Here is a 14,738-nt window from a genome sequence, read left to right as displayed (position 1 = left end):
GACCCCTTTCAACCTTAGCCGTTTTACAACAAGAGAGCATGATGGGCGCATTTGATGCCATCCGACCCTATGCCGATGCAGAAGTACGCCCCGTGCTGGCGCGCCTGCTCGCCGACCCGGCGTTCCTCGGTACCCTTACCCGTTTTCGCTTCCCACGACTGGCCAGCCCGCTAGGCTGGCTGCTCAAACCGCTGATCGCCGCGCGGCTGCGCAGCGAATTCGCCAGCATCGACTCGGTCAACAAGCTGCAGGAAAAGATCGAGCCCTACATCGACCGTACCATCGAGCATGCCAGTGACGGCATCAGCTACTCCGGCCTGGAGCACTTGCAGCCGGGCAAACCCTATCTGTATCTGGCCAACCATCGCGACATCGTCATGGATCCGGCCTTCGTCAACTACGCCGTCTACCATGCCGGCCTGCAGACACCGCGTATCGCCATCGGCGACAACCTGCTGCAGCGCCCCTTCGTCAGCGACCTGATGCGCCTGAACAAGAGCTTCATCGTGCACCGTTCGATCAGCGGGCGACGCGAGAAGCTGGCGGCCTATCAGTTGCTTTCGGCCTACATCAATCACTCGATCTGCGAAGACGGCGAATCGATCTGGATCGCCCAGGCCGAAGGCCGCGCCAAGGATGGGGACGACCGCACCGATTCGGCCATCCTCAAGATGTTCCACATGAGCCGCAAGGACGAGCCGTTCGCCGAGGTCATCGACTCGCTGAACCTGGTGCCGGTTTCGATCAGCTACGAGTACGATCCCTGCGACCTGGCCAAGGCCCGCGAGCTGAGCATACGCGCCGCCACCGGCAACTACACCAAGGCACCAGGCGAGGACGACGCCAGCATCGCCCTGGGCATCACCGGTTATAAAGGACGCGTGCACCTGCACTTCAGCCCGCCGATGGCCGGCCTGGAAGATACCAAGCAGCTGGCGCAGGCGCTGGATCGCCATATTCTCGGCCAGTACCGCCTGTTCCCCGTCCACTACCTGGCCTACGCCATGTGGGAAGGCCGCGAGAGCGAGCTGAACGTGCCGGCGGCAAGCGAGGTATTCCCCGAGGCAGAACTGGCCGCGGCCGAAGCGCAGTGGAACAAACGCCTGGCAGCCTGCAGCGCCGAAGAAAAGCCGTTTCTGATCCTGCAATACGCCAATCCGGTCCGTAACCAGTATCGAATCAAGGCCGGCTTGCCCCTCTAAGCGCTCCGCTACAAACCAAAACGGCAGCCACCAGGGCTGCCGTTTTCGTTAATCGCTCAAGCGTCAAAACCGCGTGCTGAACCAGGACAGCAACAACGCAGCCCCCAGGCACAGGGCGCCAAAGCGATAGAAGAAGCGATTGATACGCCAGGTGCGCTCGTCCAACACCTCAGCCTCATCCAGCGCCCCCTGCGCCATCACTCGCGCCATCCCGCGCTGCTCGCGCAGTCGGGTCATCAGACACAACCAGGCACCCGCCAGGGCAAAGAACAAGGCCAGCGAATTCACCGCCCCGGCCGGGTGGGCGACGAACAGTGACCACAACACCTGCAGCGACATGCGACACCTCGAGTACAGCATGGTGCAGCAGCCCCGCCACTGCACCAGAATGGGGAATTCAGCTGAAAAGCACGCTTCTCAGCCAGCGAAAAGTCGTTGCGCAGTGTACTGAAACCCATCTTTTATAAGGTTCGTTTCCGACGAACGCAGCTCTCTATCCCGAAATCGTCTGAAAACTGTCATATGCCTGGCCTAGGGTTTGTATCTCTCAGAGTGACCAAACAGTCACCGCTGTTGCTGGAGCCAAACCTCAATGTCCCTGGAGGACCTGCCATGCTCAATTCACAACCGCTGGATCGCGACTACCTGATCGACTCGCTGGATGAAGTGGACGCCGTGGTCGATGAACTCTCCTTCAACGTGCAGGACCAGCACTGGCTGGTGTACTGCGCCCTCGGCGGCCATGAGCACTACGACCTGCCGGATATCGACAACCGTACCGGCATGAGCCTGCCGGAGTTCTACGCCGAAGCAGCCTGAAGGCCCGAGACAAATGAAAACGCCCCGCAATGCGGGGCGTTTTTTTAACAGCGCGACGGCTTACTGAAGCAGAACCTGGCCAATGGTCGGGTCTTTGAACGCACGGGTCAGCGCGTCACTGAGCACATCGCTCACCAGCTTGCTGTTGGTCCGCTGATTCGGAGCAGTGCCGAAACGCTGGTTCAGCGAGGCACCGTAACGACCGGTATAACGGCGGCTGCTGCCCTGCACGTCGGCGCGAATGGAAGCAGAGATATCCGCCTCGGTAACGTACATCCCTTCTTTGGGCGACTGATACTTCAGGTCCGCCAGGGTGATGGTCAGTTGCGGAGCGTTATAGGCATTGGGCGACGGAGTGAAGCCGAGCAAACGGACGGCGGCTTCGGCCTCAGCCTGCAATTTGGGCAGCACGTATTCCGGGCTGACGCTGATGGAGCTGGTTTCCGGATACAGGCCGCCGCGCGTGCCAAGTACCGGTGAAGAGCGACCATCGACCACGCGCACCACCACCGGCTGGCCCTGCCCGACTGGCGTCAGCGAGCTGGTGAGCTTGGGTTGCGGGGTGAGTTGCTGAGGGCTGAGGGCGCAACCGGCCAGAGTCAGGCTGGTGGCAGCAAGCAAGGCGATCAACGCACGGTGCAGCATGCTCATCTCTCCGAGTGAGTTAGAAGTGGCCGGCAGTATACCCAGCGCGGCCTTGGGCCGACAGGGGCGCTGCATAGGACAGCCCGCCCACGGCTGCGGTTCCTGTCATCAGGCTGTCACCGCCCCCTGGCATAAAGGCGACAGTCCCCCGCTGGAGCCTTCGCCATGCTTTTGCGCCGCCTGTTCAGTCGCCCTCGCCCGATGCGCCATTTCGCCCTGATCGATGATCGTGGGCGCTGTTGCGCGCTGCGCCAGATGCAGGAACACCCGACCCAGGCGGGCTGGGTGGAAGTTCGCGAGCCAAACATCTCCTGGTTGGGCGCCCCCCTGCCCGCCGGCGCCCGCATCACGCCGGTCGTCACACACGCATCGACCGTTCGCCCGTTGGCGGCCTGACCGGCGGAAGAATAAAAGTCACGCAGGGGCGATCAATTTCCCCTCATTCACCGTTATAATCGCGCCCCGATTATAAGGACGTCTCCTGATCGGGCCGCACGACCTCGCCGATGCAACGTCATCGCCCCGCCTCAGAGAGTCGCCCACTTCGAGCTGCCGCTTCCGGCTAGCCGCTTTCCGCCCATATGCAGAGCCAATGGCAGCCATGCAGTGCATGACTTGCACGGGAGAAAGCGTGCCGAGGCAGTCGAGCTTTTGAGGTTCACCGCTCCAAAAGAGCGTGAAAAAACGGTTTTTACAACTTCACAAGAGTGTGGCGAACAGATGAACAGTTTTGCGTCCGCAAACCCCAGCCTTGACCCTCACCGCCGAACGACGGGGCATCACGCCTGAGTCTGCCGGTATCGCCCTGAAAGGCCGAACGGCCGCCCATCTGGTGCAGTTTTTCTTGGAGAGAGGTTAATGGCGCACAACGATTCCCAAAGCGTAGATGTGGTGCTGGTAGGCGCCGGCATCATGAGCGCGACCCTGGGCGTACTGCTCAAGGAACTCAACCCCGAAATCACTCTGGAAGTGATTGAGCTGCGCGAGTCCGGCGCAGTGGAAAGCTCCAACCCCTGGAACAACGCCGGTACCGGTCACGCCGCGCTGTGCGAGCTGAACTACACCCCGGAAGGCGCTGACGGCAGCATCGACATCAAGAAGTCGGTGAACATCAACGCCCAGTTCGAGGAGTCCAAGCAGTTCTGGGCTTACCTGATCGAAAAAGGCGCGATCAACTCGCCGAAGACCTTTATCAATCCGGTCCCGCACATGAGTTTCGTGCGCGGCAACAGCGGCATCGCCTTCCTCAAGAAGCGCTTCGAAGCCCTGCGCCAGCATCACGCCTTTACCGAGATGGAATACACCGAGGATCGCGCCACCATCGCCGAGTGGGCACCGCTGTTGATCCCGGGCCGCGACAGCAGCGAGCCGTTGGCGATGACCCGCGTACACGCGGGTACCGATGTCAACTTCGGTGCAGTCACCGAGCAGATGCTCGCCTACCTGACCACCCAACCCAACGCCAAGGTCACCTGCAACCAGAAGGTCACCGACCTCACGCGTGACGGTGAAGGCTGGCTGGTGACTATCAAGGACACCCGCTCCGGCACCACGCGCAAGCTCAAGAGCAAGTTCGTTTTCCTCGGTGCCGGTGGCGGCGCGCTGCCCCTGCTGCAACTGTCCGGCATCCCCGAAGGCAAAGGTTTCGGCGGTTTCCCGGTGAGCGGCCAGTGGCTGCGCTGCGACAATCCGGAGATCGTCAAGCTGCACCAGGCCAAGGTTTACAGCCAGGCGGCGGTGGGCTCGCCGCCCATGTCGGTACCGCACCTCGACACCCGCGTGGTGGACGGCAAGAAATCCCTGCTGTTCGGTCCGTACGCCGGCTTCACCACCAAGTTCCTCAAGTACGGCTCGTTCCTCGACCTGCCGCTGTCGGTACGCCCCAACAACCTCGGCCCGATGCTGGCGGTGGCGCGCGACAACCTGGACCTGACCCGCTACCTGATCAAGGAAGTGATGCAGTCCGAGGAACAGCGCCTGAACACCCTGCGCGGCTTTTACCCCGAAGCCAAGGCCGAGGACTGGCGCCTGGAGGTGGCGGGCCAACGCGTGCAGATCATCAAGAAGGACGCCAACAAAGGCGGCATCCTGCAGTTCGGCACCGAACTGGTGGCGGGTGCGGACGGCACCATCGCTGCCCTGCTCGGCGCCTCGCCAGGTGCGTCGGTGACCGTGTCGATCATGCTCGACCTGCTGCGCCGCTGCTTCCCCGAGCAGACCAAGAGCGAGGGCTGGCAGGCCAAGCTGAATGAGATCTTCCCGGCCATGGCCGACGTGCTGTCCCACGACGCCGAACGCTATCGCCAGGTGCAGGCGCAATCGAACCAGCGCTTGCAACTCGATACGCCCAGCGCCTGATCGTCAGCCATGAAAAACCGCCCCTCGGGGCGGTTTTTTTGTGGGCGCTGATCGGCTTATTGCTGACCCCATGGCAGGATCGGGATGGCCGTTACCGCATTCTGCGGGCTGCCTTCGATCACCCGGTCGCTGTAGACCAGATACACCAGCGTATTGCGCTTGCTGTCGAAGAAGCGCACCACCTGCATGGTCTTGAACACCAGCGAGGTGCGCTCCTTGAACACCTCCTCGCCGTCCTTGAGCTTGTCTTTGAATGCTATGGGACCGACCTGACGGCAGGCGATGGAGGCCTCTGCGCGATCCTCGGCCAAGCCCAGACCACCCTTCACGCCACCGGTTTTGGCACGCGACAGGTAACAGGTCACGCCCTCCACCTTGGGATCATCGAAGGCCTCGACGACGATCTTGTCATTGGGACCGACCCACTTGAACACCGTCGACACCTCGCCGATGGTTTCGGCCAGCGCCAGACTGGGCAGCACCAGCAGGCTCAGCACACATCCCTTGAACAGATTCATCGCACTCTCCTTTCGCATTCAAACCAGGATCAGATTATCCCGGTGCACCAGTTCGGGCTCATCCACGTAGCCGAGCAGCTTCACGATGGCATCGGATGGCTGGCCGATAATCTTCTGCGCCTCCAGCGCACTGTAGTTGACCAGGCCGCGGGCAATCTCACGGCCGTCAGGCGATACGCAGACCACCATCTCGCCACGACGGAAACTGCCCTGCACCGCCTTCACGCCCACCGGTAGCAGGCTCTTGCGGTCCTGGCTCAGCGCCTTCACCGCGCCAGCGTCCAGCACCAGGGTGCCACGGGTCTGCAGATGGCCAGCCAGCCACTGCTTGCGCGCCGCCAGCAGGCCGCGCTCGGGCGCCAGCAACGTGCCCAGACGCTCGCCGCCCCTGAGGCGAGCCAGCACCTGCTCGATGGCGCCGCCAACGATCACGGTATGCGCGCCGGAGCGCGCGGCCAGACGCGAGGCACGCAGCTTGGTCTGCATCCCACCACGGCCCAGCGCACCGCCCACACCACCGGCCACGGCATCCAACGCCGGATCATCCGCGCGGGCTTCAGAGATCAGCTCGGCATCGGGATTGTGGCGCGGATCGGCGTTATACATGCCGTCACGGTCGGTGAGGATCACCAACAGGTCGGCCTCGACCAGATTGGCCACCAGCGCGGCCAGGGTGTCGTTGTCGCCGAAGCGGATTTCATCGGTGACCACGGTGTCGTTCTCGTTGATCACCGGGATCACGTCGAGATTCACCAGCGTGCGCAGAGTGCTACGGGCATTGAGGTAGCGCTTGCGGTCAGACAGGTCGTCATGGGTCAGGAGAATCTGCGCAGTGCGCATGCCATGCTCGGCAAAGCTCGACTCCCAGGCCTGCACCAGCGCCATCTGGCCGATGGCGGCAGCAGCCTGCAGCTCGTGCATCGCGCTCGGTCGACTGGTCCAGCCGAGACGGCTCATGCCGGCCGCCACCGCGCCGGAGGACACCAGCACCAGCTCCACGCCCTGCTCACGCAGCGCCACCATCTGCTTGACCCACACAGCCATGGCCGCACGATCCAGGCCACGCCCATCGGCGGTCAGCAGCGCACTGCCGATCTTCACCACCCAACGCTTCGCGCCGGTCACCTTGTCACGCATGATCTTCCAACCTTAGCCAGAAAACGATGGGGTCCACCCCACCTACAAAAACGCCGCAATTAAGCGGCGTTGAAAATTTGCTTAATCCCGGACGTAAATGATTTCCGGGCCATCGTCGTCTTCATCGTCGAAGAAGTCATCATCTTCGTCGATGTCATCGACGCTGCGCACACCGGACTTGCGCAACGCACGCTGGTCGTCCAGCGCCTGCAGACGGGCGCGCGCCTCGTCCTCAATGCGCTGATCCAGCTCGGCCAGTTCCTCGGCGAACACAGGGTCCTCGGCGATGCGCTCGGCGCGCACTTCCAGGTAATGCATGATGTCGCGGCTGATGCGCTCGGTACCGTCGCGGCTGATTGCAGAAACCACGTAAACCGGGCCCTGCCAGTTCAGACGGGCAACGATATCGGCCTTGCGCGCTTCACGCTCGTCCTCGGGCACCTGGTCCATCTTGTTCAGCACCAACCAGCGATCACGCTCGGCCAGCGCCGGGCTGAAACGGCCCAGCTCGTCGATGATCACCTGCGCTGCCTCGGCCGGATCGCTCTCGTCCAGCGGCGCCATGTCCACCAGATGCAGCAGCAGACGAGTACGCGCCAGGTGCTTGAGGAAGCGGATACCCAGACCAGCACCGTCGGAGGCGCCTTCGATCAGCCCCGGAATATCGGCGACCACGAAGCTCTTGAAGCGGTCGACACTGACCACGCCCAGGTTCGGCACCAGGGTGGTGAACGGATAATCGGCGACCTTCGGCTTGGCTGCGGAAACCGCGCGAATGAAGGTGCTCTTGCCGGCGTTGGGCAGGCCGAGCAGACCGACGTCGGCCAGCACTTTCAGCTCCAGCTTGAGGTCGCGCGACTCGCCCGGTTTGCCCGGCGTGGTCTGGCGCGGCGCACGGTTGGTGCTGGACTTGAAGCGGGTGTTGCCCAGACCGTGCCAGCCGCCATGCGCGACCATCAGGCGTTGACCGGCCTTGACCAGATCACCGATCACTTCCTGGGTCGCGACGTCGATCACCGTGGTGCCGACCGGCACCGGCAGGATCAGATCTTCGCCCTTGGCGCCGGTGCAATCAGTGCTGCCGCCCTTCTCGCCATTCTGCGCGTTGAATTTGCGGGTGTAGCGGTAGTCGATGAGGGTGTTGAGGTTCTCGTTGGCCTCGAGGAACACCGAGCCGCCGTCGCCACCGTCACCGCCGTTGGGGCCACCCTTTTCGATGAACTTCTCGCGGCGGAAGCTCATCATGCCGTTACCGCCGTCACCGGCCTTTACAAAAATAGAAACTTCGTCGACGAATTTCATGGATATGCCTCCCGCGTCATCTGCGGGCTGGGGGAACGCTTGCCGGATCATCCAGAACTAGCGGATCTGGCAAGCGAACCAAAGATACACAAACGAAAAAAACGCCTGGAGCGTTTTTAACGTCGCCTGCGACGGCCCGCAGGGTTGCCGCCATGAATGGCGGGCCAATAAAAAAGCCCCGTCCTACGGACAGGGCTTTTCCAGCGCGCAGGCGATTAGGCCTGAACGACGCTCACGTAGCGACGGCCGAAAGCGCCCTTCACTTCGAACTTGACCACGCCTTCGACTTTAGCGAAGAGGGTGTGGTCTTTGCCCATGCCCACGCCGAAACCCGGGTGGAACTCGGTGCCGCGCTGACGAACGATGATGTTGCCGGCCTTGATGACCTGACCACCGTACATTTTCACGCCAAGGCGTTTACTTTCGGAATCGCGGCCGTTACGGGTAGAACCGCCAGCTTTTTTGTGTGCCATGAGTCAATACTCCTATAAAGGGATCGGGACCGACGAATCAGGCCTGGATACCGGTGATTTTGATCTCAGTGAACCACTGACGGTGGCCCTGACGCTTCATGTGGTGCTTACGACGGCGGAACTTGATGATGCGCACTTTATCGTGACGACCTTGCGACACGACTTCGGCAACCACTTTAGCGCCGTCTACGACCGGAGCGCCGATCTGAACGTCGTCGCCATTGCCGATCAGCAGAACGCGATCGAAAGTCACGGCTTCGCCGGTGGCGACTTCGAGCTTCTCGATCTTGAGGAATTCGCCTTCGGTGACTTTGTATTGCTTGCCACCAGTAACAATTACTGCGTACATGGTAAATCTCCGTTGATCCTGCTCACCCAGCGCTTTAGAAGAATCGTTATTGGCTGGCATGGCTGCTCGGGGCCGGAAGTGACACCCTTGCAATTGCGTAAGGCAGGGAAATGCCCAGGGGGAAGTTCAGGGTGCGCGATTGTACGCAAGCGCCGAACGCTTCGCAAGGGCCACAGGCAGTTGCCTTGACAGCCCCTACCCCGCCACCTAGCATGCCGCGCAACCTCAAAGGAGCACTAATCGCCGATGCAACCTCAGGCTTTCTACCGCGTGGTAGCGGACGATTTCACCGCCGTCGATGCCATCATCCGTCAACAGGTGGTCTCGCGCGTGCCGCTGGTGGAAAAGATCGGCGACTATATCATCTCTGCTGGCGGCAAGCGCCTGCGCCCGCTGCTGGTGCTGCTGAGCGGTCGTGCGCTGGGTTATCAGGCCGATGACCTGCGCCTGCTGGCCGCCACCATCGAGTTCCTGCATACCGCCACCCTGCTGCACGACGACGTGGTCGACATGTCCGACATGCGCCGTGGCCGCAGCACCGCCAATGCCCAATGGGGTAACGCGCCAAGTGTGCTGGTGGGCGACTTCCTTTATTCACGCTCGTTCGAAATGATGGTCGAACTCGGCTCCATGCCGGTGATGAAGATCCTCTCCAACGCCACCCGCGTGATTGCCGAGGGCGAAGTGCTGCAGCTGTCCAAGGTGCGCGATGCCAGCACCACGGAAGAGACCTACATGGAGGTCATTCGCGGCAAGACCGCGATGCTGTTCGAGGCCTCCACTCACGCCGCCGCAGCGCTGGCCGGCGCCAACGAAACGCAGCGCGAAGCCCTGCGCACCTTCGGCGACCACCTGGGTATCGCCTTCCAGCTGGTCGACGACCTGCTCGACTACAGGGGCGACGCCGCCGAGCTGGGCAAGAATGTCGGCGATGATCTCGCCGAGGGCAAACCGACCCTGCCACTGATCTACACCATGCGCGAAGGCAGCGAAGAGCAGGCTGCCCTGGTGCGTCGAGCCATTCAGAAAGGCGGTATCGAAGACCTGGAAAGCATCCGCGCCGCCGTGGACGCCGCTGGCGCTCTGGACTACACCGCACAGCTCGCTCGCGACTACGCCGAGCGCGCCATCGCCTGCCTGGAAGCACTGCCAGCCGGTGAGTATCGCGACGCACTGATCGAGCTGAGCCGTTTCGCTGTCGCGCGTACGCACTAAGCCTGACAAGACCAGACAGGTAGCCCGGATACAGTCCGGGGGCGGGTTTACGGGATATAGCCATTCCCGGATTACATCCGGCTACGGGCTCGCGATACACCGCGCTGGCAAAACAAAAACGCCCCGAACCAGTCGGGGCGTTTTTCATTTCGGCGCAGCAGATTACAGACGCAAGCCGCCGTCCAGCTCCAGAATACGACCGGTGTAGTAGTCATTTTCCAGAATGTAGGCCACCGAATGGGCGATCTCGGCCGGCTTACCCATGCGCTTGAGGGGAATGCCCGAGGTCATCTTCTCCAGGGCTTCCGGCTTCATGCTGCCGGTCATCTCGGTCTCGATGAAGCCCGGCGCCACGCCCGCGACGCGAATACCGTAACGCGCCAGCTCCTTGGCCCAGACCACGGTGTCGGCAGCGACGCCGGCCTTGGCAGCGGAGTAGTTGGCCTGGCCCATGTTGCCCGCGCGGGAAATGGAGGAGATGTTGACGATCGCGCCCTGGTTATTCAGCTCGATCATCTTCGCCGCCACTTCACGGGTGCAGAGGAACACGCCGGTCAGATTGACGTCGATCACCGACTGCCACTGCGCCAGACTCATCTTGGTCATCTCGCCATCCTTCACGCGGATGGTCAGGCCATCGCGCAGGATGCCTGCATTGTTGACCAGGCCGTTGATGGCGCCGAAGTCATCGGCGACCTGGGCAACCATATGCGTGACCTGCTCTTCATCGGCGACGTTGCACAGATAGGCTCGAGCGTCGCCACCGGCAGCCTTGCAGGCGGCCACGGCTTCGTCGAGTTTTTCCTGGTTCAGATCGACCAGCGCCAGCTTGGCACCCTTGGCCGCCAGGTACTCACCCATGGCGCGGCCCAGTCCCTGACAACCGCCAGTGATGATGATGACTTTGTCTTTCAGTTGCATCGCTTTATCCCCTCAAGGTGCAGCATTTTCCGACCCCGCAGATGCCCGCTAACCGCTATGCTAGGGCGTCTGTCCGTTTCTGACGGATTCTTTGCGAGGAGTCATAAGGTGAGCGTGAAAGCCGGCAAGCATGCACGAGAATTGCTGCTCAAGGAATACCGTGGGGTGCTCAGCACCCACTCCAAGGCCATGCCGGGTTTCCCTTTCGGATCGGTGGTGCCCTACTGCCTGGACGCCGAGGGCAGGCCGCTGATCCTGATCAGCCGTATCGCCCAGCACACCCATAATCTCGGGCAGGACGCCAAATGCTCGCTACTGGTCGGCGAGCGTGGCGCAGAGGATGTGCAGGCGGTCGGCCGCCTCACTTTGCTCGCCGAAGCACGACAATTGCGTGACGAAGAGCAAATCGAAGCGGCCGCACAACGTTATTACCGCTTTTTCCCCCAATCGCGCGACTACCACCGGGCGCATGACTTCGATTTCTGGCGGCTGGAGCCGGTGCGTTGGCGCTTCATTGGCGGCTTCGGCGCCATTCATTGGCTCGACCAGGTCGCCCTGGCCAACCCCTTTGCGACGGACGGCAGCGAAGCGAGCATGGTCGAGCACATGAATGAAGACCATGCCAAGGCCATTGCCCATTACGTCGAACTGGCCGGATTGCCTCAGCATGAGCCGGCGCAGATGGTCGGCGTCGACCAGGAAGGCTTCCACCTGCGCATCGGCCAGAGTCTGCATTGGCTGGCATTTCCGGTACCCTGCAACAACCCGGGACAGGTACGTGAAGCCCTGGTGACACTGGCTCGCGCCGAGAGCTGGCCGACCGACGGCGCCCCTTAAGCTTGAATTCAGGCCACGGCCCCATACTTTATTCCTACTGGAAGTCCACTTCCGCCAAGGACCCACTGAAATGCGCGCGTTTTTGTTTCTCTTCCTGCTGTTCCCGATCATCGAACTGGCATTGCTGATCAAGGTCGGTAGCGCCATTGGCGTGCTGCCCACCCTGCTGCTGATCATCGGCACTGCGATTCTCGGCAGCATTCTCCTGCGCGTCGCCGGGGTTGCCACGGCCTGGCGCGCGCGGGAAAAACTCGCTCGCGGCGAGTTGCCCGAACAGGAGATGCTCGAAGGCCTGCTGATCGCCGTCGGTGGAGGCCTGCTGCTGCTGCCGGGCTTCATCAGCGACATTTTCGGCGTGCTCTGCCTGATTCCTTTCACGCGACGCCTCATGGTCGGCAAAATTCGCCGCCGCGCCGAAGAACAAGCCCTGCGCCAGCGCGCCTTCTTCGATGACCAGGCGGCCCGCTCCGGACAGACCCGCCCAAACGTCCTCGAAGGCGAATACGAACGCCGCGAATAGGCATGCTCAACAATAACTTGCCGGCGATCACCTCGAAGCCTGATCGCCGGTAGCCACAGCCTGCATATGGCAACCCCCGCATAGGGCCGGCATCGGCCCGTCATCTGTAATTTCCCCCCTCTCCCACGCAAAAAATTTCACCGCCGCCCCTTGAAATACCCTTGCCCGCCCACATGTACCAGTCACCGCAAGGTGCCTGCCCATCGAGGCAGTCCAACTTTCGCGGTGCGCCCAGCGTGCCGCGCCCGGCCTCGCCGGATTTTACAAACCCGCCGACCAAGCAAGAGTCGGCAAGTTGGCCATTCAATTGTTAGGAGAGATCGACAATGAAGCTTCGTCCTCTGCATGACCGCGTCGTGATCCGTCGCAGCGAAGAAGAGACCAAAACCGCAGGCGGCATCGTGCTGCCGGGTTCGGCCGCCGAGAAGCCGAACCAAGGTGAAGTCGTTGCCGTCGGTACCGGTAAGGTTCTGGATAACGGCGAAGTCCGTCCGCTGGCCGTCAAGGTCGGTGACAAGGTGGTATTCGGCCCGTACTCCGGCAGCAACACCGTCAAAGTCGACGGCGAAGACCTGCTGGTAATGGGCGAGAACGAAATCCTCGCTGTCGTCGAAGCCTGATTCCCACGAGTCTCCGTTTAACCTTCAAGAATTTGAGGTCTGATCAACATGGCTGCTAAAGAAGTCAAGTTTGGCGATTCCGCCCGTAAGAAAATGCTCGTTGGCGTCAACGTACTGGCCGACGCCGTCAAAGCCACCCTCGGCCCGAAAGGTCGTAACGTGGTTCTGGCCAAATCCTTCGGCGCCCCGACCATCACCAAAGACGGTGTTTCGGTCGCCAAGGAAATCGAACTGAAAGACGCCTTCGAAAACATGGGCGCCCAACTGGTGAAAGACGTTGCCTCCAAGGCCAACGACGCTGCCGGTGACGGCACCACCACCGCTACCGTTCTGGCTCAAGCCATCGTCAACGAAGGCCTGAAGTCCGTCGCTGCCGGCATGAACCCGATGGACCTGAAGCGCGGCATCGACAAGGCCACTAGCGCCATCGTCGCCCAGCTCAAAGAGCTGGCCAAACCGTGCACCGACTCCAAGGCCATCGCCCAGGTCGGCACCATCTCCGCCAACTCCGACAGCTCCATCGGTGACATCATCGCCGAAGCCATGAACAAGGTCGGCAAGGAAGGCGTGATCACCGTTGAAGAAGGCTCGGGCCTGGAAAACGAACTGTCCGTCGTAGAAGGCATGCAGTTCGACCGCGGCTACCTGTCGCCGTACTTCATCAACAAGCCGGACACCATGGTTGCCGAGCTCGACAGCCCGCTGCTGCTGCTGGTCGACAAGAAGATCAGCAACATCCGCGAACTGCTGCCGGTTCTGGAAGCCGTTGCCAAAGCTGGCCGTCCGCTGCTGATCGTGGCTGAAGACGTCGAAGGCGAAGCCCTGGCTACCCTGGTCGTCAACAACATGCGCGGCATCGTCAAGGTTGCAGCCGTCAAGGCTCCGGGCTTCGGCGACCGTCGCAAGGCCATGCTGCAGGACATCGCCATCCTGACCGGCGGCACCGTGATCTCCGAAGAAGTTGGCCTGTCCCTGGAAAGCGCCACTCTGGAGCACCTGGGTAACGCCAAGCGCGTCGTCCTGAACAAAGACAACACCACCATCATCGATGGTGCTGGTGCCCAGGTCGACATCGAAGCCCGCGTTGCGCAGATCCGCAAGCAGGTCGAAGAAACCTCTTCCGACTACGACAAAGAGAAGCTGCAAGAGCGTCTGGCCAAGCTGGCTGGCGGTGTTGCCGTGATCAAGGTTGGCGCTGCCACCGAAGTCGAGATGAAAGAGAAGAAAGCCCGCGTTGAAGACGCCCTGCACGCTACCCGCGCTGCTGTGGAAGAAGGCGTGGTGCCTGGCGGTGGCGTTGCCCTGGTGCGCGCTCTGCAGGCCATCGATGGCCTGAAAGGCGACAACGAAGACCAGAACGTCGGTATCGCTCTGCTGCGTCGCGCTGTCGAAGCGCCGCTGCGTCAGATCGTTTCCAACGCCGGCGGCGAGCCGAGCGTCGTGGTCGACAAGGTCAAGCAGGGTTCGGGCAACTTCGGCTTCAACGCCGCGACCGACACCTACGGCGACATGATCGAGATGGGTATTCTCGATCCGGCCAAGGTCACCCGTTCGGCTCTGCAAGCTGCTGCCTCCATCGGCAGCCTGATGATCACCACCGAGGCCATGGTTGCCGACGCGGCTGACGACAAAGCTCCGGCCATGCCTGACATGGGCGGTATGGGCGGTATGGGTGGCATGGGCGGCATGATGTAAGCCGACCGGCTCCCAAGCAGGAAAAAAAGAACCCCGCGCCAGTCGCGGGGTTTTTTATTTGCGCAAGAAAGTGATACCGCTCGGAAACCCCGTGGACATTTCCTGTGGACTCGGGAACGTTGTTTGC

17 protein-coding genes are annotated in these 14,738 nt (G+C 61.8%); 9 read left to right on the top strand and 8 right to left on the bottom strand.

The annotated features are described in order from the left end of the window. The first annotated feature begins 38 nt into the window (after window positions 1-38). Window positions 39-1,202 carry a 1-acyl-sn-glycerol-3-phosphate acyltransferase gene (locus PCLY_RS17795; RefSeq protein WP_061240948.1) on the top strand — a complete coding sequence of 388 codons (1,164 nt, stop codon included), beginning with the start codon at window positions 39-41 and terminating at the stop codon, window positions 1,200-1,202. A 63-nt stretch (window positions 1,203-1,265) separates the two neighbouring features. On the opposite strand, the gene PCLY_RS17790 is transcribed toward PCLY_RS17795, so the two are convergent. After that, window positions 1,266-1,541 (bottom strand): hypothetical protein, encoded by a 276-nt coding sequence (locus PCLY_RS17790; protein WP_061240947.1) that lies wholly within the window; start codon window positions 1,539-1,541, stop codon window positions 1,266-1,268. A gap of 273 nt (window positions 1,542-1,814) precedes the next feature. Between PCLY_RS17790 and PCLY_RS17785 the strand changes: the two genes are divergently transcribed. After that, on the top strand, window positions 1,815-2,021 hold the full coding sequence (locus PCLY_RS17785) for a hypothetical protein (protein WP_004424534.1): 207 nt from the start codon (window positions 1,815-1,817) through the stop codon (window positions 2,019-2,021). A gap of 60 nt (window positions 2,022-2,081) precedes the next feature. Here PCLY_RS17785 and PCLY_RS17780 read toward each other — a convergent pair whose 3' ends face one another. After that, complete coding sequence (locus PCLY_RS17780; protein ID WP_061240946.1) at window positions 2,082-2,666, bottom strand: YajG family lipoprotein; 585 nt, start codon at window positions 2,664-2,666, stop codon at window positions 2,082-2,084. Between the two features lie 165 nt (window positions 2,667-2,831). Between PCLY_RS17780 and PCLY_RS17775 the strand changes: the two genes are divergently transcribed. Together PCLY_RS17775 and mqo are read left to right on the top strand one after the other, a co-directional pair. Beyond that, window positions 2,832-3,062: a hypothetical protein gene (locus tag PCLY_RS17775; protein ID WP_061240945.1), complete on the top strand. Its 231-nt coding sequence runs from the start codon at window positions 2,832-2,834 to the stop codon at window positions 3,060-3,062. Between the two features lie 462 nt (window positions 3,063-3,524). Then, window positions 3,525-5,024 carry a malate dehydrogenase (quinone) gene (gene mqo, locus PCLY_RS17770; RefSeq protein WP_061240944.1) on the top strand — a complete coding sequence of 500 codons (1,500 nt, stop codon included), beginning with the start codon at window positions 3,525-3,527 and terminating at the stop codon, window positions 5,022-5,024. 56 nt (window positions 5,025-5,080) lie between these two features. Here the strand turns inward: mqo and PCLY_RS17765 are convergent, their stop codons facing one another. From PCLY_RS17765 to rplU, 5 genes are all read right to left on the bottom strand, one after another. Beyond that, window positions 5,081-5,542 carry a CreA family protein gene (locus PCLY_RS17765; protein ID WP_061240943.1) on the bottom strand — a complete coding sequence of 154 codons (462 nt, stop codon included), beginning with the start codon at window positions 5,540-5,542 and terminating at the stop codon, window positions 5,081-5,083. An 18-nt stretch (window positions 5,543-5,560) separates the two neighbouring features. Beyond that, window positions 5,561-6,679 (bottom strand): glutamate 5-kinase, encoded by a 1,119-nt coding sequence (gene proB, locus PCLY_RS17760; RefSeq protein WP_061240942.1) that lies wholly within the window; start codon window positions 6,677-6,679, stop codon window positions 5,561-5,563. A gap of 81 nt (window positions 6,680-6,760) precedes the next feature. Beyond that, complete coding sequence (cgtA, locus tag PCLY_RS17755; RefSeq protein WP_061240941.1) at window positions 6,761-7,981, bottom strand: Obg family GTPase CgtA; 1,221 nt, start codon at window positions 7,979-7,981, stop codon at window positions 6,761-6,763. A gap of 215 nt (window positions 7,982-8,196) precedes the next feature. Continuing rightward, complete coding sequence (gene rpmA, locus PCLY_RS17750; RefSeq protein WP_061240940.1) at window positions 8,197-8,454, bottom strand: 50S ribosomal protein L27; 258 nt, start codon at window positions 8,452-8,454, stop codon at window positions 8,197-8,199. A gap of 37 nt (window positions 8,455-8,491) precedes the next feature. Then, on the bottom strand, window positions 8,492-8,803 hold the full coding sequence (gene rplU / locus PCLY_RS17745; RefSeq protein WP_004424548.1) for a 50S ribosomal protein L21: 312 nt from the start codon (window positions 8,801-8,803) through the stop codon (window positions 8,492-8,494). A 246-nt stretch (window positions 8,804-9,049) separates the two neighbouring features. Here rplU and PCLY_RS17740 point away from each other — a divergent pair, with 246 nt between their 5' ends. After that, a complete protein-coding gene (locus PCLY_RS17740) occupies window positions 9,050-10,018 on the top strand; it encodes a polyprenyl synthetase family protein (protein ID WP_061240939.1) in 969 nt (322 codons plus the stop codon). A 162-nt stretch (window positions 10,019-10,180) separates the two neighbouring features. Here the strand turns inward: PCLY_RS17740 and PCLY_RS17735 are convergent, their stop codons facing one another. Next, window positions 10,181-10,939 carry an SDR family oxidoreductase gene (locus PCLY_RS17735; RefSeq protein ID WP_061240938.1) on the bottom strand — a complete coding sequence of 253 codons (759 nt, stop codon included), beginning with the start codon at window positions 10,937-10,939 and terminating at the stop codon, window positions 10,181-10,183. Window positions 10,940-11,047: 108 nt separating this feature from the next. Between PCLY_RS17735 and PCLY_RS17730 the strand changes: the two genes are divergently transcribed. The 4 genes from PCLY_RS17730 to groL all read left to right on the top strand — a co-directional run bounded on the left by PCLY_RS17730 (window position 11,048) and on the right by groL (window position 14,611). Further along, window positions 11,048-11,776 (top strand): HugZ family pyridoxamine 5'-phosphate oxidase, encoded by a 729-nt coding sequence (locus PCLY_RS17730; RefSeq protein ID WP_061240937.1) that lies wholly within the window; start codon window positions 11,048-11,050, stop codon window positions 11,774-11,776. A 70-nt stretch (window positions 11,777-11,846) separates the two neighbouring features. Next, complete coding sequence (locus PCLY_RS17725) at window positions 11,847-12,296, top strand: FxsA family protein (protein WP_061240936.1); 450 nt, start codon at window positions 11,847-11,849, stop codon at window positions 12,294-12,296. Between the two features lie 326 nt (window positions 12,297-12,622). Beyond that, window positions 12,623-12,916, top strand: coding sequence for a co-chaperone GroES (locus PCLY_RS17720; RefSeq protein WP_017675400.1), 294 nt, complete (start codon window positions 12,623-12,625; stop codon window positions 12,914-12,916). Window positions 12,917-12,964: 48 nt separating this feature from the next. Beyond that, entirely contained in the window at window positions 12,965-14,611 is a 1,647-nt protein-coding gene (gene groL, locus PCLY_RS17715) for a chaperonin GroEL (RefSeq protein WP_061240935.1), read from the top strand. Window positions 14,612-14,738 lie beyond the last annotated feature (127 nt).

The organism is Ectopseudomonas composti (assembly GCF_001567565.1).
Lineage (GTDB): Bacteria > Pseudomonadota > Gammaproteobacteria > Pseudomonadales > Pseudomonadaceae > Aquipseudomonas > Aquipseudomonas composti_A.
This window is presented reverse-complemented; position numbering and strand designations above follow the sequence as displayed.